This window comes from Prevotella sp. AM42-24, from assembly GCF_003461825.1.
Lineage (GTDB): Bacteria > Bacteroidota > Bacteroidia > Bacteroidales > Bacteroidaceae > Prevotella > Prevotella hominis.
Window position 1 is genome coordinate 20,763 of record NZ_QTXV01000029.1, and the last position, 22,327, is coordinate 43,089.

The 22,327-nt window shown below is 42.0% G+C and carries 16 protein-coding genes; all 16 read left to right on the plus strand.

Translation table 11 applies throughout. The features are described from left to right. Window positions 1-5: 5 nt before the first annotated feature. The 16 genes from DW917_RS09865 (at window position 6) to DW917_RS09940 (ending at window position 22,248) form a co-directional block, all read left to right on the plus strand. On the plus strand, window positions 6-920 hold the full coding sequence (locus DW917_RS09865; protein ID WP_118118276.1) for an ABC transporter substrate-binding protein: 915 nt from the start codon (window positions 6-8) through the stop codon (window positions 918-920). A 6-nt stretch (window positions 921-926) separates the two neighbouring features. Continuing rightward, window positions 927-3,110, plus strand: a complete 2,184-nt coding sequence (locus DW917_RS09870) for a tetratricopeptide repeat protein (RefSeq protein ID WP_118118278.1) — start codon at window positions 927-929, stop codon at window positions 3,108-3,110. Window positions 3,111-3,195: 85 nt separating this feature from the next. After that, window positions 3,196-4,698 (plus strand): replicative DNA helicase, encoded by a 1,503-nt coding sequence (gene dnaB / locus DW917_RS09875; RefSeq protein ID WP_118118280.1) that lies wholly within the window; start codon window positions 3,196-3,198, stop codon window positions 4,696-4,698. Between the two features lie 345 nt (window positions 4,699-5,043). Continuing rightward, a complete protein-coding gene (locus tag DW917_RS09880; RefSeq protein WP_118118282.1) occupies window positions 5,044-6,546 on the plus strand; it encodes a 2-isopropylmalate synthase in 1,503 nt (500 codons plus the stop codon). Window positions 6,547-6,608: 62 nt separating this feature from the next. Beyond that, window positions 6,609-8,006 carry a 3-isopropylmalate dehydratase large subunit gene (leuC, locus tag DW917_RS09885; protein WP_118118283.1) on the plus strand — a complete coding sequence of 466 codons (1,398 nt, stop codon included), beginning with the start codon at window positions 6,609-6,611 and terminating at the stop codon, window positions 8,004-8,006. A gap of 119 nt (window positions 8,007-8,125) precedes the next feature. Next, window positions 8,126-8,716: a 3-isopropylmalate dehydratase small subunit gene (leuD, locus tag DW917_RS09890; RefSeq protein ID WP_006846819.1), complete on the plus strand. Its 591-nt coding sequence runs from the start codon at window positions 8,126-8,128 to the stop codon at window positions 8,714-8,716. Between the two features lie 2 nt (window positions 8,717-8,718). Next, window positions 8,719-10,317, plus strand: a complete 1,599-nt coding sequence (locus DW917_RS09895; RefSeq protein ID WP_118118285.1) for an alpha-isopropylmalate synthase regulatory domain-containing protein — start codon at window positions 8,719-8,721, stop codon at window positions 10,315-10,317. A gap of 22 nt (window positions 10,318-10,339) precedes the next feature. Continuing rightward, window positions 10,340-11,401, plus strand: coding sequence for a 3-isopropylmalate dehydrogenase (gene leuB, locus DW917_RS09900; RefSeq protein WP_118118288.1), 1,062 nt, complete (start codon window positions 10,340-10,342; stop codon window positions 11,399-11,401). A 271-nt stretch (window positions 11,402-11,672) separates the two neighbouring features. Beyond that, window positions 11,673-12,668: a MoxR family ATPase gene (locus tag DW917_RS09905; protein ID WP_022110574.1), complete on the plus strand. Its 996-nt coding sequence runs from the start codon at window positions 11,673-11,675 to the stop codon at window positions 12,666-12,668. After that, window positions 12,668-13,537, plus strand: coding sequence for a DUF58 domain-containing protein (locus tag DW917_RS09910; RefSeq protein WP_118118290.1), 870 nt, complete (start codon window positions 12,668-12,670; stop codon window positions 13,535-13,537). The genes DW917_RS09905 and DW917_RS09910 overlap by 1 nt, the downstream gene beginning before the upstream one ends. A gap of 57 nt (window positions 13,538-13,594) precedes the next feature. Beyond that, window positions 13,595-14,668 carry a BatD family protein gene (locus tag DW917_RS09915; protein WP_118118292.1) on the plus strand — a complete coding sequence of 358 codons (1,074 nt, stop codon included), beginning with the start codon at window positions 13,595-13,597 and terminating at the stop codon, window positions 14,666-14,668. 39 nt (window positions 14,669-14,707) lie between these two features. Further along, entirely contained in the window at window positions 14,708-15,706 is a 999-nt protein-coding gene (locus tag DW917_RS09920) for a VWA domain-containing protein (RefSeq protein ID WP_118118294.1), read from the plus strand. A gap of 66 nt (window positions 15,707-15,772) precedes the next feature. Then, window positions 15,773-17,551 carry a VWA domain-containing protein gene (locus tag DW917_RS09925; protein ID WP_118118296.1) on the plus strand — a complete coding sequence of 593 codons (1,779 nt, stop codon included), beginning with the start codon at window positions 15,773-15,775 and terminating at the stop codon, window positions 17,549-17,551. 54 nt (window positions 17,552-17,605) lie between these two features. Continuing rightward, window positions 17,606-20,215, plus strand: a complete 2,610-nt coding sequence (locus tag DW917_RS09930) for a BatD family protein (RefSeq protein ID WP_118118298.1) — start codon at window positions 17,606-17,608, stop codon at window positions 20,213-20,215. 1 nt (window position 20,216) lies between these two features. Beyond that, window positions 20,217-20,921: a phosphatase PAP2 family protein gene (locus DW917_RS09935; RefSeq protein ID WP_118118300.1), complete on the plus strand. Its 705-nt coding sequence runs from the start codon at window positions 20,217-20,219 to the stop codon at window positions 20,919-20,921. A 52-nt stretch (window positions 20,922-20,973) separates the two neighbouring features. Continuing rightward, complete coding sequence (locus DW917_RS09940) at window positions 20,974-22,248, plus strand: S-adenosylmethionine:tRNA ribosyltransferase-isomerase (RefSeq protein ID WP_118118302.1); 1,275 nt, start codon at window positions 20,974-20,976, stop codon at window positions 22,246-22,248. The last annotated feature ends 79 nt before the right edge of the window (window positions 22,249-22,327 follow it).

Here is a 22,327-nt window from a genome sequence, read left to right on the forward strand (position 1 = left end):
CAATTATGAAGAAAACGACTGTAGTTGCGCTTTTGCTGGTAGCATGGCTTTCGGCACTTGTCGGATGCGGCGACTCCAAGGAAAAAGTCCGTCGCTTGTCTATGCAGGAAAAGGCACGTCAAGATAGTATTGATAAGGCTTCTTTCAAGGTGGGTGTCATGCCTACCTTGGATTGTCTGCCCGTCTTTGTGGCACAAGATGAAAGGCTTTTCGACTCCCTGGGAGTTACGGTGCATCTGAAATGCTACTCTGCACAGATGGACTGCGATACTGCTCTTGAACGAGGTCGGGTAGAAGGTGCCATCTCTGATCTGATACGCGCCCAGCACATCGTCAAGAGAGGAACTCCTCTGGAATTTCCTATTTCTACCAATACTTATTGGCAGTTGATAACCAATAGAAGAGCACGTATCTCTGAACTGAAGCAGTTATCTGACAAGATGATTGCCATGACAAGATATTCTGCCACAGATTATTTGGCTGATTTGGCGATAGACAGTGCCAAACCGAAATTTGATGTATATCGGGTACAGATCAATGATGTGAGAATACGTCTGAAAATGCTGCTCAATAATGAGATGGATGCGGTTCTTCTGACTGAACCTCAGGCTGCGAAAGCCCGTAAAGAGCGCCATCCTGTACTCATGGACAGCAGAGATAAAGGGTTGAGACTGGGCGTCTTTGCTTTTAGAGGAAAGGCGCTGAAATCTACTGAACGAAAAAAACAACTTGATTTATTCATTAAAGGATATAATCAGGCAGTTGACAGTATAAATAAAAATGGTTTTGTACACTATTCGGAATTATTCCGTAAATATTGTGATGCGGACCTTGCTACAGTGAAGGCTTTGCCGAAACTGAAGTTTGAGCATGCTGGTAAACCGAAAACCATAAATATAACAACGGCCTCAAAAAAGTAACAAACAATGAGTAATTATGATTTAGACAGTGCTATTTCGGTGATTGTAGATGATTGTAGAGAAAGTAATTATCGTGACTGTCTGTTGCGTTCCATTGAGTTTTTTGACGAAAACCCAATCATCCCCGATTTGAAAGACGAGGTGCAGAAGGTGATGGATAATTATGAGAAAATGCTGGAGTGCTATGCATCGGATGTAAAAGATCCGAAATTGCCTGAAGTATATGCGGGAATCAAATCATTTTGTCATAATTTAGTACATCATCTTCTGATGTATCAGGTGATTCAGAATGATTCTTTTTTCCGATCTGCATCCGATAGCAGCAAGAATCTGGATCTGATGCAAATTGGCGAAAGAATTGAAAAGGGAGATATAGATGAAGATTTTCTGAATCTTGCCTTTTCTTATATCCTCACAGTTCGTCAGTGGAATGGTAAAAAACTCTCTTATTTTGCAGATATTGTTTGCAATCCTGCCACCGATTATCGTGCAGCTGCACTCATGATATCTGCTGCCATGTTGTCGTCAATCAAAGTTTTTGATTACAATATGATGACAACTCTTTTCGATATCTGGAAAAAGTCTAAAGATGTGAAGGTTTCTGAGCGTGCCTTGGTAGGTTGGTCGGTCATCATGACGTCTGTAGATTCAGAACAATATCCATATATCAAGGAATTCATAGATAAAATTAAAGAGGATGAAAAAACAGTGGCACACCTGTTTGCTGTCCAGAAGCAGATCCTTTTCTGTATGGATGCTGCTGATGATGCTCAACAATTCAGTAATGATGTTATGTCTGCCTTCCCTGATGATAAGTGGCTGAAGCCTTTGGCTGATGATGAGAAACCTTCTGTTGATGACATTCTTGCTCCGGATATGAAGGAGAAAATGATGGCGACTATCGATAAAAAAATCAATAAGATGGTGAACATGCAGAGGCAAGGAGCAGATGTTTACTTCGATGGATTTTCCAAGATGAAGACTTTTGATTTTTTTAATGTTGCATCTAATTGGTTCCTTCCTTATTATGGTTCTCATTCTTCTCTGGCTCCTTTGTTGGAAGTTCTGGATGGAGATGATACTTTCGCAAGATCTATGGAAAAATCATTTTCTTTCAGTGATGGTGACAAATACAGTTTCTGTTTTGTCATGGCAAGTTCATTGTCTGGTATTTTGTCTGCACTCAAACCCGTAGTCAAAGAAGGATTCTCTCCTTTGCTTGATAATCCGATTGTTGATAATCCAGACGAAATGGCTTTCCTTCAGAGAAGAATCTGTTTGCAGGATTTGTACCGCTTCTTGACTTTGTCTCCATTCAAGAATTCATTCCCAGAGCTTTTCTCTACAGAAGAAGGTTCGTATGCATATTTCTTGGCTAATCCGTTATTTAAGGAAGATAAATGTTTTGATGATGCAAGAATTTTGGTCAGCAATTTCCTATTCTCCCGCGAACATTTTGAGCAATTAGATTACTTCCTCCTTGATCATCCTTATCGAAAAGATGAAAAATTAATGAAGGGATTTTGCTCTATGTCTCATTCTGATTATGTGGGAGCTATCGAATTGCTTTCTCCTTTCCAGAATGATAAAGATTCTGCAAGATTGGTCAAGAGATCTTTGATGGATTGTTATATAGGTTTGAACAATTTCGACAAAGCTTTGGAATTGTGTGAAGAGTTGGAACGTGAGAAGGCAACGAAGAGTCTTTTTGTAAAAAAGGCTTATTGTCTTTTCCAGACTCATCGTATTGATGATGCCATGGCTTTGCTCTATGAAGCGGATTACAAGAATCCGAATGATCTCGACATTCTCCGTCCTTTGGCTTGGGGACATATACTGAGACGTGAATTTGATAAGGCTCTGGCGCTCTATAATCAGATTGTGGAACTTGCTCCTTCTGAAAATAGTGAGGATGCATATAATATAGGTGTCTGCTTCTGGTTGAAAGGAAGCTTCTATAGCAGCATGCCTTTCTTCTATCGGTATATGGAAAAAACAGAAGACGATGTTGATGAGCTGATCAAGAAAATCCATGTTGATTTGAATATGCTGAAGGAAACTGGCCTCCAGGAGTTTGAATTGGTTCTCTTGAGGGATATCATTACCCGATGGAGTCCGGATGTAATGAATGATTCGGATGAAAAGGATGATCCGGATGGAGTGGATGCCATGGATGATATGGATGATTAAGTTGGTTTGCCAATTCTTAAAGTTTTGAATTAGTCTCGACACTTTCATGTAATTTGTCGAGACTATATAATATAAATAGGTAATTATGTCAGATAATAGACAAAGAAATAATGGGAAAAAGGGAGCTTCCCCGATTGATCCTAATTTCGCACATGTTCAGCCGCAGGCTGTAGAAATCGAGAGGGTGGTGCTCGGTGCTTTGATGGTTGACTCTGATGCCTTTTCTGTGGTATCGGAGCTGCTCAAACCCGAAACTTTCTATGAGCCTCGCCATCAGAAAATATACGAGGCTATCCGTAATATGAACATGGACGAACGTCCTGTGGATATTATGACGCTGAATGATGAACTCTCCAAGATGGGCGAAATTGACAAAGTGGGTGGTGTGGACTATCTGATGGAGATTTCTTCACAGGTGGCTTCTGCTGCCCATGTGGAGTCTCATGCCCGTATCCTGGCGGAGAAATATATGCAGCGACAGCTTATCCATTTTGCTGGTGACATAGAAACGAAAGCCTATGACAGCAGCGTGGATGTGGATGAACTGATGCAGCAGGCGGAAGGATCCTTGTTCCAGATTTCGCAGAACAACATGAAGCAAGACTTTACGCAGGTGGCTCCTGTGGTAAAGAATGCTGTGGAAATTCTGCAGCGAGCTGCCAGCAACAAGGGTGGTCTTACCGGTATTCCTACCGGTTATGTTGGAATGGATGAGATCACTTCCGGATGGCAGGCTTCCGATCTGGTGATTATCGCAGGGCGTCCTGCCATGGGTAAAACTTCCTTTGCACTAAGTATTGCCAAGAATGTGGCTGTAGATTATGGGGTTCCTATCGGCTTCTTCTCTCTTGAAATGAACAACGTCCAGCTGGTCAACCGTCTTATCAGTAATGTATGCGAGGTCTCTGGACGTAAGATCCTGAATGGTCAGCTGGACCCTTCTGACTGGGAACGACTGGACAAGAGAATCGGCAGATTGACCGATGCTCCTATCTATGTGGACGATACACCGGGCCTCTCTGTGTTTGAATTGAGAACCAAGGCCCGCCGACTGGTGCGCGAAAAAGGTGTCAAGATTATCATGATTGACTATTTGCAGCTGATGAATGCCAACGGTATGAAATTCGGCAGCCGACAGGAGGAGGTCTCTACCATTTCCCGTTCTCTCAAGGGACTTGCCAAAGAGCTGAATATTCCTGTCTTGGCTTTGTCTCAGTTGAGCCGTAACGTAGAAAACCGTGAGGGACTTGAAGGAAAACGCCCACAGCTGAGTGACCTCCGTGAGTCTGGAGCCATCGAGCAAGATGCCGATATGGTACTCTTCGTTCACCGCCCGGAGTATTATCACATCTATCAGGATGAAAAAGGAAACGACCTCCATGGTATGGCGCAGATCATTATCGCCAAGCACCGTAAGGGTTCTACGGGAGATGTGTTGCTCAACTTCCGTGGTGAGTTTACCCGTTTCCAGGATCCTACAGAGGCAGCAACTTCATCACCAGCCGCTGATGGTGGTGGTGAAATCATTGGTTCACGAATGAATGGAGGAAGTCCGTTGCCTCCACCTCCAGGCGACTTGCCTTTCTAAATTGCACAATTATTACGATTTTGGGTATAAATTTACGCTTCGAATACTAAATTGTTATCTTTTAGATTAAAAAAGTGATAAATTGTTTGTTCATATCGAATAAATATATTACCTTTGCAATCGTAAATTAAAAATTAAGAATTATGGCAATTGAAACATTGAACATTAGCAGCATTATTATTCGACTTCGACTGCAGTATGTAGGCGGAAGTGATGAGGTATGCATATAGTTCATGGATTATGATATAATAAGCCTTTCCACTTCCATATAGAAGTGTGAAAGGCTTTTTTGTTAAAAACTTCGGTTGTCTTCTTGGGTATAGAATAATAAAAAAAGATATTGATATGAGTGACAGATTATTTATTTTCGACACAACCCTGCGAGATGGTGAGCAGGTGCCTGGATGTCAGTTGAACACAGTGGAAAAAATTCAAGTGGCAAAACAGTTGGAGCTACTCGGCGTAGATGTTATCGAAGCCGGTTTTCCTATCTCAAGTCCAGGTGATTTCAATTCGGTTGTGGAGATTTCTAAAGCCGTGACTTGGCCTACGATTTGTGCCCTTACTCGTGCGGTGGAGAAAGATATTGACTGTGCTGCCGAGGCTTTGAAGTATGCTAAGCATAAGCGTATTCATACGGGTATCGGTACAAGCGATAGCCATATCAAATATAAGTTCAATTCTAACCGTGAAGAAATCATCGAGCGTGCTGTTGCTGCTGTAAAGTATGCTAAAAAGTACGTCGAGGATGTGGAATTCTATGCAGAGGATGCTGGTCGTACGGATAATGAGTATTTGGCTCGCGTGGTTGAGGCGGTCGTAAAGGCTGGTGCTACGGTGGTGAATATTCCTGATACTACCGGTTATTGCCTTCCTGAGGAATATGGTGCTAAAATTAAGTATCTGATGGAGCATGTTGACGGTATAGAGAATGCACGTATTTCTACTCACTGTCATAATGATCTCGGTATGGCAACTGCCAATACGCTCCAAGGTGTATTGAATGGTGCCCGTCAGGTGGAGGTTACGATGAATGGTATCGGTGAACGTGCTGGTAATACTTCTCTTGAGGAGATTGCCATGATTCTGAAGTGCCATAAGCATCTCAATATTGATACCAATATTAATACGACTAAGATTGTTCCGATGTCTCGCATGGTGAGCAGTCTTATGAATATGCCTGTTCAGCCTAACAAGGCCATCGTGGGTCGTAATGCTTTTGCTCACTCTTCTGGTATCCATCAGGATGGTGTATTGAAAAATGTTCAGACTTACGAGATTATTGATCCTAAGGATGTCGGTCTGGATGATAACGCTATCGTATTGACTGCTCGCTCTGGTCGTGCGGCATTGAAGTATCGTCTCCATGTAAATGGTGTCAATGTGGAGGATGAAGAGAAACTCGATAAGATTTACAAGAAGTTCCTACAGTTGGCTGATAAGAAGAAAGAGGTTACTGATGAGGATGTATTGATGCTCGCTGGTGCTGATTCTGCTGACAAGCATGGTGTTCAGCTCGACTGGTTGCAGGTTACTACTGGTAAGGGTGTCAAGAGTGTGGCAAGTATTGGTCTCAATATCGCAGGTCAGAAGTTCGAGGCTGCATCTTCTGGTAATGGTCCTGTGGATGCAGCTATCCGTGCTCTCAAGAAGGTGATTACCAAGGAAATGAACCTCAAGGAGTTCACTATTCAGGCTATTGATAAGGGCTCTGATGATGTAGGTAAGGTTCATATGCAGGTAGAATACGATGGTCATGTTTACTATGGCTTCGGTGCAGATACCGATATTGTGACTGCTTCTGTAGAGGCTTATATTGATTGTATCAACAAGTTCAAGGTGAGATAGTTGTTCTGTTTAAATCTTGAATTGTCATTAAACTTAAACTATAAATATTAAACATTAGCATAATGAATACATTATTCGACAAGATTTGGGACAAGCACGTTGTCCAGATTGTACCAGACGGTCCTACACAGCTTTATATCGACCGTCTTTACTGTCACGAAGTTACATCACCTCAGGCTTTTGCTGGTATGCGAGCACGCGGACTCAAGATGTTCCGCCCAGACCAGATTTTCTGTATGCCTGACCACAATACTCCTACTCACGATCAGGATAAACCAATCGAGGATCCTATCTCAAAGAAACAGGTAGATACCTTGGCAAAGAACACTTCAGATTTTGGTGTGGCTCACTTTGCGATGAACACCAAGGATAATGGTATCATCCACGTGGTTGGTCCAGAGAAGGGTCTTTCTCTTCCTGGTATGACTATTGTCTGTGGTGACTCTCATACTTCTACTCATGGTGCGATGGGTGCCGTTGCTTTTGGTATCGGTACTTCTGAGGTGGAGATGGTGATGGCTTCACAATGTATTCTCCAGAGCAAACCAAAGTCTATGCGTATCAGCATCAATGGTAAGCTCGGTAAGGGTGTTACTGCTAAGGATGTGGCGCTCTATCTGATGAGTCAGCTCACTACTTCTGGTGCTACCGGTTACTTCGTTGAGTATAGTGGCGATGTTGTGAAGGACATGTCTATGGAAGGTCGTTTGACTCTCTGTAACCTCTCTATCGAGATGGGTGCTCGTGGTGGTTTCGTGGCTCCTGATGAGACAACTTTTGAGTACATCAAGGGTCGCGAATATGCTCCTAAGGGTGAAGATTGGGATAAGGCTGTGGCTTATTGGAAAACCTTGAAGAGTGGCGATGACGCTGTATTCGATAAGGAATTGACTTTCGATGCTAAGGATATCGAACCTCGTATTACATATGGTACCAACCCTGGTATGGGTATCGGTATCACAGAGAATATTCCTACTCTTGACCAGATTCCTGAGGAAGAACAGGCTGGTTTCAAGAAGAGCCTTAACTATATGGGCTTCCAGCCTGGTGAGAAACTCGAAGGTCATCCTATCGATTATGTCTTCTTGGGCGCATGTACCAATGGACGTATAGAGGACTTCCGTGCTTTTGCTTCTTTGGTTAACGGTAAGAAGAAGGCTGAGGGCGTAACTGCTTGGCTTGTACCTGGTTCATGGCTGGTTGATAAACAAATTCGTGAAGAAGGAATTGATAAGATTGTAGAGGCTGCTGGTTTCGAAATCCGTCAGCCAGGATGTTCTGCTTGTCTTGCTATGAACGATGATAAGATTCCTGCGGGCAAGTATTCTGTAAGTACATCAAACCGTAATTTTGAGGGTCGCCAAGGTCCAGGTTCCCGTACGATCCTTGCCAGTCCTTATGTGGCAGCAGCTGCAGCTATCACTGGTAAGATTACCGACCCAAGAGAGTTTATGAAATAGTGTTTGATTAATGTTTAATGTTTAGTTGGGTTTCGCTTTACAATACATTCAATATAATCCTATTAAGTAAACATTAAACATTATCAAGTAAACATTAAAAATTAAATATTTAAATAACGATGAAACAGAAATTCAATGTAATCACATCAAGCTGCATTCCTCTTCCTTTGGAGAATGTTGATACAGACCAGATAATTCCTGCCCGTTTCCTCAAAGCTATTGACAAGGAAGGTATGGGCGACAACCTTTTCCGTGACTGGCGTTATAATGCTGACGGTACTCCTAAGCCTGATTTCGTGATGAACGACCCTTCTTATAGTGGTGTCATCCTCGTAGCAGGTAAGAACTTCGGTTCTGGTTCTTCTCGTGAGCATGCTGCTTGGGCCATTGCTGGCGCTGGCTTCCGTGTTGTCATCAGCTCTTTCTTCGCTGATATTCACAAGAACAACGAGTTGAACAACCTTGTTTTGCCTGTTGTCGTAAGTGAGGAATTCCTGAAAGAACTTTTCGAGAGCATCGATAAGGATCATAAGACAGAGGTAAAGGTGGATCTTCCTAATCAGACCGTTACTAATCTTGCAACTGGCAAGAGCGAGCATTTCGAGATCAATGGCTACAAGAAGCACTGTCTCGAGAATGGTTTGGATGATGTGGATTTCCTTGTGCAGAACCGTGACAAGGTAGAGGCTTGGGAAGCTAAAAACAAGTAATTATGGATGTTAACGCAAAGAGAGATAATTCTCGTATCAAGGAGATTGAAATCATGGACTGTACGCTGCGTGATGGCGAACAGACCAATGGTGTCAGTTTCCTTCCTCACGAGAAGTTGATGATAGCAAGAATGCTGTTGCACGATATCAATGTGGACCGCATTGAGGTGGCTTCAGCTCGTGTTTCGGAAGGCGAAAAGGATGCTGTCGCTCGTATTTGCCGTTATGCTAAGACCATAGGTAAACTGGATTCCGTTGAGGTACTTGGATTCGTGGATAACAATAAGAGTGTAGATTGGATTGCTGAATGTGGCGGTCATGTTATCAACCTCTTGGCAAAGGGCAGTTACAAGCACTGCACCCAGCAGCTCAAGATGTCTCCTGAGGAGCATCTTGCGCATATCAAGCAGACCATTGATTATGCCTTGAGCAAGAATTTCACTGTAAATCTCTACTTGGAGGATTGGTCGAGCGGAATGCGCGATAGTCGTGATTATCTCTTCATGATGATGGACAAACTGGTCAAGCTGCCTATCAAGCGTTTCCTTCTTCCTGATACTTTAGGAATTCTGAACCCATTGCAGTGTGTGGAGTATATGCGCCTGATGGTGCGCCGCTATCCGAATACTCACTTCGATTTCCATGCTCATAATGATTATGACTTGGCGGTGAGCAATTCTTTGGCTGCAGTACTGAGTGGGGCTAAGGGACTTCACGTTACCGTAAATGGTCTGGGTGAACGTTGTGGCAATGCGCCTTTAGCGAGCGTGCAGGTGATTCTGAAGGATATGTTTGAGGCTAAAACCAATATCAAGGAAGATCGTCTGAATGAAATCTCCCGTCTGGTAGAGGGGTATAGTGGTATTGCTGTGGCTCCGAATACTCCTGTCGTGGGTGATAATGTCTTCACACAGGTGGCTGGTGTTCATGCTGATGGCGATAACAAGGACAAGCTTTATTGCAATGATCTGGTGCCTGAACGATTCGGCAGACATCGTGAATATGCTCTTGGCAAGAACTCCGGCAAGGCTAATATTGTTCAGAATCTTAATGAACTGGGTTTGGAGTTGACGCCGGAGCAGACCAAGGCGGTGACGAAACGTATTACCGAACTGGGTGATCGCAAACAGTTGGTAACTCAGGATGATCTTCCTTATATCGTGAGCGATGTGCTGAAACATTCCGCTCCTGAAGATAAGGTAAAGCTGGTAAGCTACATGGTGTCAACTTCTTATGGTTTGAAGCCTATTGCAAGTGTAAAAGTTGAAATCGATGGCAAGGAATATGAAGATCAGAGTACTGGTGATGGTCAGTATGATGCTTTCGTGAAAGCTTTACGTAATATATATAAGGTAAAGCTTGGCAAAACCTTCCCATTGCTTGACAACTATCAGGTAAGTATTCCTCCTGGCGGTCGTACAGATGCACTTGTTCAGACTGTCATCACTTGGCGTGAAGGTAATCGTATCTGGAGAACCCGAGGTTTGGATGCCGACCAGACTGAGGCTGCTATCAAGGCAACGCTGAAGATGATCAATATGTATGAGGCAGATAAGAGTGACGAACAGCCAGTATCGCCTCGAAATTTAGACATGGAATAAAAACGATTAAAAAATAAATAAGATGAAATTAAACATTGCAGTTCTCGCCGGTGATGGTATCGGACCAGAGATTATGAAGCAGGGCGTTGCTGTTATGCAGGCCATTGCAAAGAAATTCAATCACGAGTTTACTTACAACGAGGCTATCTGCGGCGCTCATGCTATCGATGAGGTAGGTGATCCATTCCCAGAGGAAACCTTCAAGACTTGTATGGATGCTGATGCTGTGCTTTTTGCAGCTGTTGGTGACCCACGTTTCGACAACAATCCTACTGCCAAGGTTCGTCCTGAGCAGGGTTTGCTCGCTATGCGTAAGAAGTTGGGCCTTTTTGCTAATGTACGTCCTGTTGCAACATTCGATTGCTTGCTCCACAAGTCTCCTTTGAAAGATGAACTCTTGAAGGGTGCTGACTTTGTTGTCATTCGTGAGTTGACCGGTGGTATGTACTTCGGTGAGAAGTATCAGGACAACGATAAGGCTTACGATACAGATATCTATACACGTCCTGAGATTGAGCGCATCTTGAAGGTAGCTTTCGAGTTTGCCATGAAACGCAATAAGCACTTGACTGTTGTTGATAAGGCAAACGTTTTGGCTTCTTCTCGTCTCTGGCGTCAGATTGCTAAGGAAATGGAGCCTCAGTATCCTGAGGTTAATACCGACTATATGTTTATCGACAACGCTTCTATGCGTGTGTTAACAGAACCTACTTTCTTCGATGTCATCGTAACAGAGAATACCTTCGGTGACATCCTGACTGATGAGACCTCATGCATTACAGGATCTATGGGCTTGCAGCCATCCAGCTCTTTGGGTGAGCATACTCCATTGTTTGAGCCTGTTCATGGTTCATGGCCACAGGCAGCTGGCAAGAATCTTGCCAACCCTGTTGCTCAGATTCTTTCTGCAGCCATGTTGCTTGAGCACTTTGGTCTGAACGAGGAAGGTGCTTTGATTCGCAAGGCTGTTGATGCCTCTCTTGATGCCAATGTCCGTACACCTGAAATTCAGGTTGAGGGCGGTGCACAGTACGGTACCACTCAGGTTGGTGAGTGGATCGTAAACTGGATCAAGAATGCGTAATCTACAGATGCTATATTTATATATGATTATAGTATTCTCATGGGGAATGTTTCTTACATTCCCCATTTTTATTGCTTGTTTCTTTGGCTCTAAATATCAAAAGTTTCTTAAATAAAGAAAATATCTCTCATTTTTAATATTATTTAGATTGCTATATTCGTCTATCTGAGGCTAAATGATTACTTTTGCGATTGTTTTAATAAATGCTCCTTATCTTGGAGTGATTAAATACGATTTTAATTTAGAGTTTAAACGTAAAAGTATATAGATTATGGCAGAAGCTATAGATATCCGCGAATTGAATATCCGGATTGAACAACAAAGTCATTTCGTTACCAATCTGGTAACTGGCATGAATAAGGTCATTGTAGGACAGAAGCACCTTGTTGACTGTCTTTTGATAGGCTTGCTTTCCGATGGTCACATTCTCTTGGAAGGTGTGCCGGGATTGGCTAAGACCCTTGCAATTAAAACACTGTCTCAGTTGATTAGTGCCGATTATAGTCGCATTCAGTTTACTCCAGATTTGTTGCCTGCCGATGTAATCGGTACACAGATCTATTCCCAGAAGGATGAGTCTTTCCATGTAAAGAAAGGCCCTGTCTTTGCAAACTTTGTGTTGGCTGATGAAATCAACCGTGCACCTGCTAAAGTACAGAGTGCTTTGCTGGAAGCTATGCAGGAACATCAGGTTACCATAGGCGAACAGACTTTCAAGTTGCCTAATCCTTTCCTTGTTATGGCTACTCAGAATCCTATAGAACAGGAAGGTACTTATCAGCTGCCTGAAGCGCAGGTTGACCGTTTCCTCCTAAAGGTTGTCATTGATTATCCGTCCTTGGAAGAGGAAAAACTTATCATCCGTGAAAATATTCAGGGCAGTATGCCTACAGTGACTGCTGTTACTTCTGCTGATGAAATTCTCAAGGCTCGTAGCATTGTCAATGAGGTATATATTGATGAAAAGATTGAGCAGTATATTGCTGATATTGTTTTCGCTACCCGTTATCCTGACCGTTATGGACTGGCAGATTTGAAGGATATGATTACCTTTGGTGGCAGTCCTCGTGCAAGTATCTCTTTGGCAAAAGCAGCACGAGCATACGCTTTCATCAAGCATCGCGGTTATGTGGTTCCTGAGGACGTGAGAGCTGTTGCTCATGATGTTTTGAGACATCGTATTGGTCTTTCTTATGAGGCTGAGGCAAGTGATGTAACCAGTGAAGAAATTGTAAGCCGAATTATCAACAAGGTGGAGGTTCCTTGATGGATACACAAGATCTTTTAAAAAAAGTTCGTAAGATTGAAATCAAGACTCGCGGATTGAGCCAGAATGTTTTCGCAGGTCAATACCACTCTGCTTTCAAGGGTAGGGGTATGGCTTTTGCGGAAGTAAGGGAGTATCAGTTCGGAGATGATGTGCGTGACATTGATTGGAATGTTACAGCCCGTTTCCATCGTCCGTTCGTCAAGGTTTTTGAAGAAGAACGCGAACTTACGGTCATGCTGTTGGTCGATGTGAGTGGCTCGTTGGATTTTGGTACAAGTTGCCAGATGAAACGTGACTTGGCTACAGAGATAGCTGCCACATTAGCCTTCAGCGCTATTCAGAATAATGATAAGATAGGTGTTATCTTTTTCTCGGACAGAATAGAAAAGTATATTCCTCCGAAGAAGGGAAGAAAACATATTCTTTATATCATTAGGGAAATGTTGGATTTCCATCCTGACAGCCAGCGCACTGATATCGGTGTTGCCTTGGAATATTTTACTCGTGTCATGAAGAGACATTGCACTGCGTTCCTGATTTCGGATTTCTATGATGAAAAAGATTATCAGCACAAACTGCAGATTGCCAATCAGAAACATGATGTAGTGGCCATCCAGGTTTATGATTTAAGGGCTAAGACATTACCGGATATCGGCTTGTTGAAGGTAAGGGATGCTGAGACTGGACATGAAATGTATATTGATACCAGTAGCAAGAAATTGAGGTTGGCTCATACTCGCAATTGGATGTATCGTGAAGAAAAACTTCGTGATACATTTGCCAAGAGTAAAGTGGACTGGACTTCCATTGCTACGAATGAAGATTTCTCTAAAGCGCTTCTCATGCTTTTCAAGCAGAGAGGATGAAATGATTACGATGACTGAAGTATATAAATACTTTGCGAATCATATAATATTGGATTAATGATTAAAGTTAAAAGTTTTATATTAGCAATCGCCTTGATTTGCAGTGCCTTTTCTGCTTCAGCACAAAGTGTTGAACAGAAGTTGGATTCTCTGCAACTTCTCATTGGTGAGCAGACTACTTTACATCTTACAGTGACTGCCAACCGTGGTCAGAAGATTGTAATGCCTTCTTTCAAACCTTCCCAACAGTTGATACCTGGTGTAGAGGTTGTTGGACAGAGTGAAGAAAATACTTCTGAGATTGATGGTAACCGCATTCAGGTGAGTCGCAACTATACGCTTACTTCTTTTGATGAGAATGTGTATGCGATTCCTGCACTCAATGTAAAGGTAAACGGCAAGGACTTTCATGGTAATCCCTTAGCATTGAAAGTACTTACGGTTCCTGTAGATACAGTTCATCCTAACCAGTTCTATCCTCCTAAGGACGTTCAGGACAATCCTTTCCTCTGGAGTGAATGGAGTGGAATCTTTTGGTTGAGCGTATTGATGTTATTGCTCTGTGGTGCAATGTGTTATCTCTTGCAGAGATTAAAGCAGAATAAACCAATTCTCAAAAGTTTCCGTATTGTAAAACGAGTTCCTGCTCATGAAAAGGCTCTTAACGAAATCAACGCTATCAAGCATCAGCGCTCTGAGAATCAGGAGAATCTGAAAGAGTATTATACCCGTCTTACCAATACTTTGCGTGAATATATCAATGGTCGCTTCGGATTTAACGCTATGGAGATGACCAGTAGCGAAATTATCGAATGTCTCCAGTCTGCTGGTGATCAGAAGATGATTGATGAATTGAGACAACTCTTCAGAACTGCCGATCTGGTAAAGTTTGCCAAGTATGAGACGCTCATCAATGAAAACGATTCTAATCTCGTTAATGCCATCAACTTTATCGACCAGACAAAGACCGACGAAAAGCCTGTAGAGGAGAAAATCGTTCCAACATTGAGTGAGAATGATAAGAAGTCTCAGAGTCAGCGTAAGGTCATCAAGTTGCTCTTATGGGCAGGCTCTTTGGCGATTGTTGCTATTTTGGTTTATATCGTCTATACAGTGGTTTCACTTGTTTAACAGTGGTTGTTGGACGATAGTTATTAATAAAACGAAAAAATGGAATTTGCAAGTAAAGGATACTTTCTGTTACTCCTGTTATTGATACCTTATATATTATGGTATTTCCTATACAGGAGAAAGAACGAGCCAACGATGCGTATGAGTGATACCAAGCAGTATCTTTATGCGCCTAAGAGTCTGCGTGTTCGTCTGATTCATCTTCCGATGTTTCTGCGCTGCGTCTCTTTTGTACTGATTGTTTGTGCAATGGCTCGTCCTCAAACCCATAATTCCTGGGACAACAAGACGGTGGAAGGTATAAATATCATGCTGGCGATGGACGTATCTACATCCATGCTTGCTGAAGACTTGAAACCTAACCGTATGGAAGCTGCCAAGGATGTTGCTCATGAATTCATATCAGGCCGTCCGAATGACAATATCGGTTTGACGATTTTTGCCGGTGAGGCTTTTACTCAGTGTCCGATGACCACAGACCATTCGAGTCTCTTACGCCTGTTGCAAGATACTCGTACGGATATAGCTGCCCGAGGTCTTATCCAGGATGGTACCGCTGTGGGTATGGGTCTGGCTAATGCCGTGAGTCGTCTGAAAGATTCGAAATCAAAGAGCAAGGTTGTCATTCTTCTGACTGATGGTAGTAATAATATGGGTGATATTTCTCCTATGACAGCTGCAGAAATTGCCAGAAGTTTGGGTATCAGAGTTTATACCATTGGTGTCGGTACAAATAAGGTTGCTCCATATCCAGTACCTGTAGCAGGTGGAGTTCAATACGTGAATATTCCTGTGGAAATAGACACGAAGACTTTGAAGGATATTGCCCAGACTACCGATGGTAATTTCTATCGAGCTACCAATAACAAGGAGTTGAAGCAAATCTATCAGGATATTGATAAACTGGAGAAAACGAAGATGAACGTCAAGCATTTCGCCAAGAGATATGAGGCTTATCAGCCTTTCATTATTGCAGCGTTCTTGATCTTGTTCATGGAAATTCTTCTTAGAATCACCTGGTTGAGAAAAATTCCTTAAAAAAAAGAGGTCGAACTTCCATTTTATACATGAAGTCGATTCTTGTAGATTTAAATAGATTAGAAAATGTTACGTTTTGAAGATCCTATATTCCTCTGGTTGCTATGCATCCTTCCGGTTTTGATTTTAATCAGACTGATAGGATGGAGGAGGAGACATGCAAAGTTGAAGAAGCTGGGTGATCCTGAGCTTCTCAAACAATTGATGCCTGGTATTTCTAAATACCGTCCTACCGTGAAATTCTGTCTGCTGTTGTCAGCATTGGCACTCCTGATTGTCATGTTGGCTCGTCCGCAGATGGGTAGCAAGATTTCGCATGATAAGCGACAGGGTATTGAAACTATCATTTGTTTGGATATCTCCAACTCTATGTTGGCAGAGGATGTCGTTCCTTCCCGTCTTGATAAGAGTAAGATGCTGGTAGAAAATCTGGTTGATAATTTTACCAATGACAAGATTGGACTGATTGTTTTTGCAGGCGATGCGTTTGTGCAGTTGCCTATTACCAGCGATTACGTTTCTGCCAAGATGTTCTTGCAGAATATCACCCCTGGTCTGATTCAGACACAAGGCACCAATATAGCTGATGCCATTGATTTGGCTTCTAAAAGTTTTACCCAACAGAACAATGTTGGACGTGCTATCGTTGTGATTACTGATGGTGAAAACCATGAACCAGGTGCAGCGGAAGCTGCTGCCGCTGCCAAGAAAAAAGGTATTAATGTATTTATCCTTGGTATTGGTAATACGACAGGTGCGCCTATCCCTATGGGTGATGGCGGTTATCTGAAAGATCATTCCGGTAATACGGTTATGACTGCCCTGAATGAAAACATGTGCAAGGAATTGGCTCAGGCTGGTAGCGGACAGTATATTCATGTTGATAATACCAGCGATGCAGAGAAAACACTGAATGATGATCTGGCAAAATTGCAAAAGGGAGATACTTCTTCTGTGATATACAGTGAGTATGACGAACAGTTTCAGGCTGTTGGTATTTTAGTGATATTGCTTTTAATCATAGAAATCTGTATTTTGGAAGTGAAAAATCCTCTGTTGAGAAATGTCATGTTTTTTGGTAAGGCCTTTTCTATGGGAAAGGCTGCCAAATCATCGCAATTGGGTAAAACCAGTATCCTGCTTCTTCTCTTGATTGTGAATAGCGGACTTGCATTTGCGCAGAATGACAGAACCTTCATTCGACAGGGTAATAAGTTATACCAATCTCAGAAATGGGCTCAGGCTGAAACCCAATATCGGAAAGCTATATCTAAAAATGCTAAGAATACCCAGGCTTTGTATAATTTAGGTTGTGCTTTGATGATGCAGCAGAAGGATTCCATGGCGATGGTACAGTACCAGCATGCAGCACAGGAAGAAACCAATGTGCTGAGACGTTCCAAGAGTTATCACAACATGGGTGTTATCATGCAAAACCATCGTGAATATGCCAAGGCTATTGAATGTTATAAAATGGCTCTGAGATGTAATCCTCAGGATAATGAAACAAGATATAATCTTGCTTTGTGTAAGAAACTTCTGAAGAATCAACCTCAAAAGAATAATAAAGATAATAAGAATAATAAGAACAAGAACAACAAAAATAAAAACAAAAATCAGAATAATAAGGACAAGAATAACGAACAAAATAAAAACAATAAGAAAAATAACGACAAGGATAAGAATAAACAGAACCAGAACGAAGAGCGTAATCAGGACAAGATGAGCAAAGACAACGCTGAGCAACTTCTGAATGCAGCTATTCAACAAGAGAAGGCAACAAAACAGAAAATGCAGAAAGCATTGTCACAGCCTAAGAGCCGCTCTTATGAGAAAAACTGGTAATAGGAATCTTATCACAGACTCTTTTTTTCAAAAAGTAAAATTATGATGTGTATAATGAAACATATTGGACGTTATGCGATATTGGTGGTGATTGCTATTTGCTGTGCTCTAAGTTCCAGAGCTCAGCATATTGTTGTATCTGCTCCATCTCATGTGTCGGCGGGTGAGAACTTCCGTCTGGCTTACACTATTAATACGCGTGATGTGGAGGAATTCCGCATGGGCGGAGTACCAGAAGGATTGGAAGTGATTGCCGGTCCTTATACTTCCCAGCAGTCCAGCTATCAGATGATTAACGGACATACCAGTTCTTCTTCTTCCGTTACTATTACTTATACTTTGTATGCTGCAAAGAATGGTTCTTATACGATAGGATCTTCTCATGCTGTAGTAAATGGTAAGAGAATTGCTTCTCGTGCTGTTAAGGTGAGTGTTTCTGGTCATGCCAGAAATTCCAATGGTGCTCCGAATATGCACGGAAGTTCCAATATGGATGATGAACCTCGTATGCGACAGGCTGGTTCTTCTATTTCTGGTAGAGATCTTTTCATCAAGGTTTCTGCCAATAAGAAAACGGTACATGAACAGGAACCTGTCTTGTTGACCTATAAGGTATATACTCTGGTTGATTTATCTCAGTTGGAAGGAAAAATGCCTGACTTGAAGGGTTTCCATACTCAGGAGGTAGCTTTGCCTCAGCAGAAGGCTTTTCATAGTGAAATGGTCAATGGTCGTCAATATAAGTGTGTGACCTGGAGCCAGTATGTCATGTATCCGCAGATGACTGGTAAACTTGAAATTCCGTCTATTACTTTTAAGGGTCTCGTCGTTCAGCAGAATCGTAATGTGGATCCGATGGAAGCTTTCTTTAATGGTGGCTCCGGTTATGTTGAGGTACACAAGGATATCAAAGCACCAGGCATGACTATCAATGTTTTGCCTTTGCCATCTCGTCCAGCTAATTTCTCAGGAGGTGTGGGTAAGTTTAATATTTCTGCAAGTATAGACAAGAAAGAAGTAAAAGCAGGTGATCCTGTTACCATCCGTGTGGTTGTGGGTGGAGTAGGAAATCTCAAGCTTCTCAAACAACCTGTCGTTACTTTGCCGAAAGATTTTGATAAATATGATGCTAAGATAACCGACAAGACTCGCCTGACCTCCAATGGTGTTGAAGGTAATATGGTATATGATTTCTTGGTTGTACCTCGTAATCAGGGTTCTTATAAGATTCCGCCTGTAGAATTTACATATTACGATACATCTTCTAATTCATATAAGACCATCAAGACTCAGGCCTTTGATCTGACTGTGTCTAAAGGCGATGGTTCTACAGGAGGTTCACAGGATTTCTCTGATCAGGCAAAGGATATTCGTGCTTTGAAATTAGGAAAGAGCAAGTTGCATGATTTGGATGATATGTTCTATGGCAGTTTTGGATATTGGACCAGTCTGCTCGTTCCGCTTATCACCTTTATTGTTTTGCTTGTTGTCTTCCGCAAACGAGCTTTGGAAAATGCAGACATCGTGAAGGTTCGTTCTAATAAGGCTAATAAGATTGCAACGAAACGTCTGAAAAAAGCTCAGCAGCTGATGTCTCACGGTAAACAGAATGAATTCTATGATGAAGTTTTGCGAGCATTGTGGGGTTATGTGAGCTATAAGTTGAATATTCCTGTAGAGAAACTCTCTCGTGAGAATATCACGGAAAATTTAGAGATGCATTCTGTCAACATCTCAACGATTGATAAATTTACCCAGGCATTGGATGAGTGTGAGTTCGAACGATATGCACCGGGTGATGCTGCTGGTAATATGAATAAGACTTTCAATTCTGCTATGACAGGAATTATGGAAATAGAAAACGCAATCAATGCTATGCGCAAGGATCACAAGAACCGTGCAAAAGAGGACAGACAGTCCTATTCTTTCATATGGATTCTTGCATTCTTTCTCCTTACATCTGTGTCTGCTTCTGCAATAACCAAGCAGAATGCAGATGCTGAGTATCAGAAAGGGAATTACCAGCAAGCTATCAAGGATTATGAGGATCTCCTGAAAAATGGTGTTTCTTCTGAGATCTATTATAATTTGGGTAATGCTTATTATCGTACGGATAATATCACAAAGTCAGTATTGGCTTTCGAGCGTGCTCATCTCCTGTCTCCTGGAGATGAAGATATTAATTTCAATCTTCAGTTTGTTCGTGGCAAGACGATTGACAAGATTACACCTGTAAGCGAGATGTTTTTCGTGACATGGTATAAGGCTTTAGTAAATTATACCAGTGTTGATTGCTGGGCAAAGACTGGTATCATAGCTATTATCATAGCTTTGGTTTTAGCATTGGTCTATCTGTTTGCTCCGCAAATCTATTTGCGCAAGATGGGCTTTTTTGGTGGTATATTCTTCTTGGTTATTTTCCTGTTCTGTAATGTCTTTGCATATCAGCAGAAAGAAGTTCTCTTAAACCGCACGGGTGCTATTGTGGTGGCGCCAACTGTGAATGTGAAGAATACGCCTGCTAAATCAAGTTCAGACCAATTCGTCATTCATGAGGGAACTCGAGTTGATATTACTGACAAGTCTATGGATGACTGGCGAGGTGTTCGCCTGGCTGACGGGCGAACAGGTTGGGTAGAGACCAAACAAATAGAGGAAATATAATATGGGAGCATCTCTTTTATTAAATGCGGATTTGGCGTTGCTTCACTTCTTTAATGGAAGTGGTAATATGCTGTTGGACCAGATAGTCTGGCTACTTTCTTCCGGATTGACCTGGGTTCCTCTTTATCTGGCTTTGTTTTATATTGTAATGAGAAACAATGAAACAATGTCTCAGATAGGATTGGTAGTTCTGATGGCTATTCTATGTATCTTCTTTTCCGACGGATTAGTAGATGGTATTATCAAACCATTGGTTGCCCGTTGGAGACCAAGTAATGATCCTGTTATCAAATATACCATAGAGGTAGTCAACAATATGCGCCTGAAAGATTTCAGCTTCTGTTCTGCCCATGCAGCGAATACCATGTCATTAGCTGTATTTTTCTCTCTCTTGATACGTAGTCGTCTGATGACTTTCACGTTGGTCTTCTGGTCATTGTTGAACTGTTGGACTCGCCTTTATTTAGGTGTACATTATCCTTCAGACATTCTCTGTGGACTGGTATTGGGAGTTGTAGTTGGTATATTGGTTTACCTGCTGTATTATCGTTTGTATTATAAGATTTCTCCGAAGATTAAATACATTTCCAATCAATATACAAGTACGGGCTATGCGCACGATGATTTGGATTTTGTGATGGGTGTTATTATGTTCATCCTCGTCTATGTGCTTTTGCGTGCCTGTATCATGATGAGTGGATTTTAATGTGATGTGAGAAATATAGCATGGTGATAGGAATATAAAGAATAAATTGAAAATGGATACAAAACATATTAAAATTAGTGATTACAATTATAGTTTGCCAGATGAGCGAATCGCCAAGTTCCCTATAGCTCAGCGAGATCATTCTAAACTTTTGGTCTATAAGCATGGTGTGGTCAGTGATGATGTCTTTTATCATCTGCCAGATTATCTTCCTAAGGGAGCTTTGATGATATTCAATAATACAAAGGTGATTCAAGCACGTATGCACTTTAGAAAGGAAACTGGTGCTTTGATTGAAGTCTTCCTGATGGAACCTGCTGCTCCTACCGATTATGAATTGATGTTCCAGACTACTGGTCACTGTTCTTGGTTGTGTATGGTGGGTAATCTGAAGAAATGGAAAGACGGTAGCCTGAAACGCGATTTTGAAATCAAAGGTCATTCGCTCACTCTTTCTGCAACGATGCGAAGAGGAGAGGCTGGTGCTGACGGCAAGGCTGCTCCTTTAGCTGTAGGTGGTGGAACTAATTATTGGATAGACTTTGATTGGGATAATGAAAATATCTCTTTTGCTGAGATTCTCGAGGCAGTCGGTGAATTGCCGATTCCTCCTTATCTGAATCGCGAAACTCAGGAGAGTGACAAGACTACCTATCAGACGGTTTATTCTAAAATCAAGGGTAGTGTAGCTGCTCCTACGGCTGGCCTTCATTTTACAGATGCAGTCTTGGCAGATCTGGATGCCCATGGTATAGACAGAGAAGAAGTGACTCTTCATGTTGGTGCTGGTACATTCAAACCGGTCAAGAGTTTGGAGATCGAGGGGCATCAGATGCATACGGAGTATATCGTTGTTCATCGTCGTAGCTTGGAAAAACTGCTTCACCATGATTGTCAGGTGATAGCTGTGGGTACTACCAGTGTTCGTACGATTGAAAGTCTTTATTATATGGGTGTTCATCTGTTGAAACATCCAGAGGCCAATGAAGAGGATTTGCATGTGAAACAGTGGGATCCTTATGATGACGGTCGTGATGGTGGTCTTGTAGATGATATTACTCCGATGCAGGCTATTCAGGCTATCGTAGATTATTTGGATAAGAATGGATTGGAGGCACTGCATTCCAGTACACAGATTATTATAGCTCCAGGATATACCTATAAGATTGTGAAGATGCTGGTTACTAATTTCCATCAGCCACAGAGTACTCTCTTGTTGTTGGTCAGCGCCTTCCTGCATGGTGATTGGCATCAAGTATATGATTATGCTTTAAGTCACGATTTCCGTTTCTTGAGTTACGGAGATTCTTCTTTGCTGATTCCATAAGGGGTAGTCAAGTATTCAAAGACTCAGTTAAATAATAAATAACTAAAGTTTCCCACCCCAAAATAGTAGGGTAAAAATA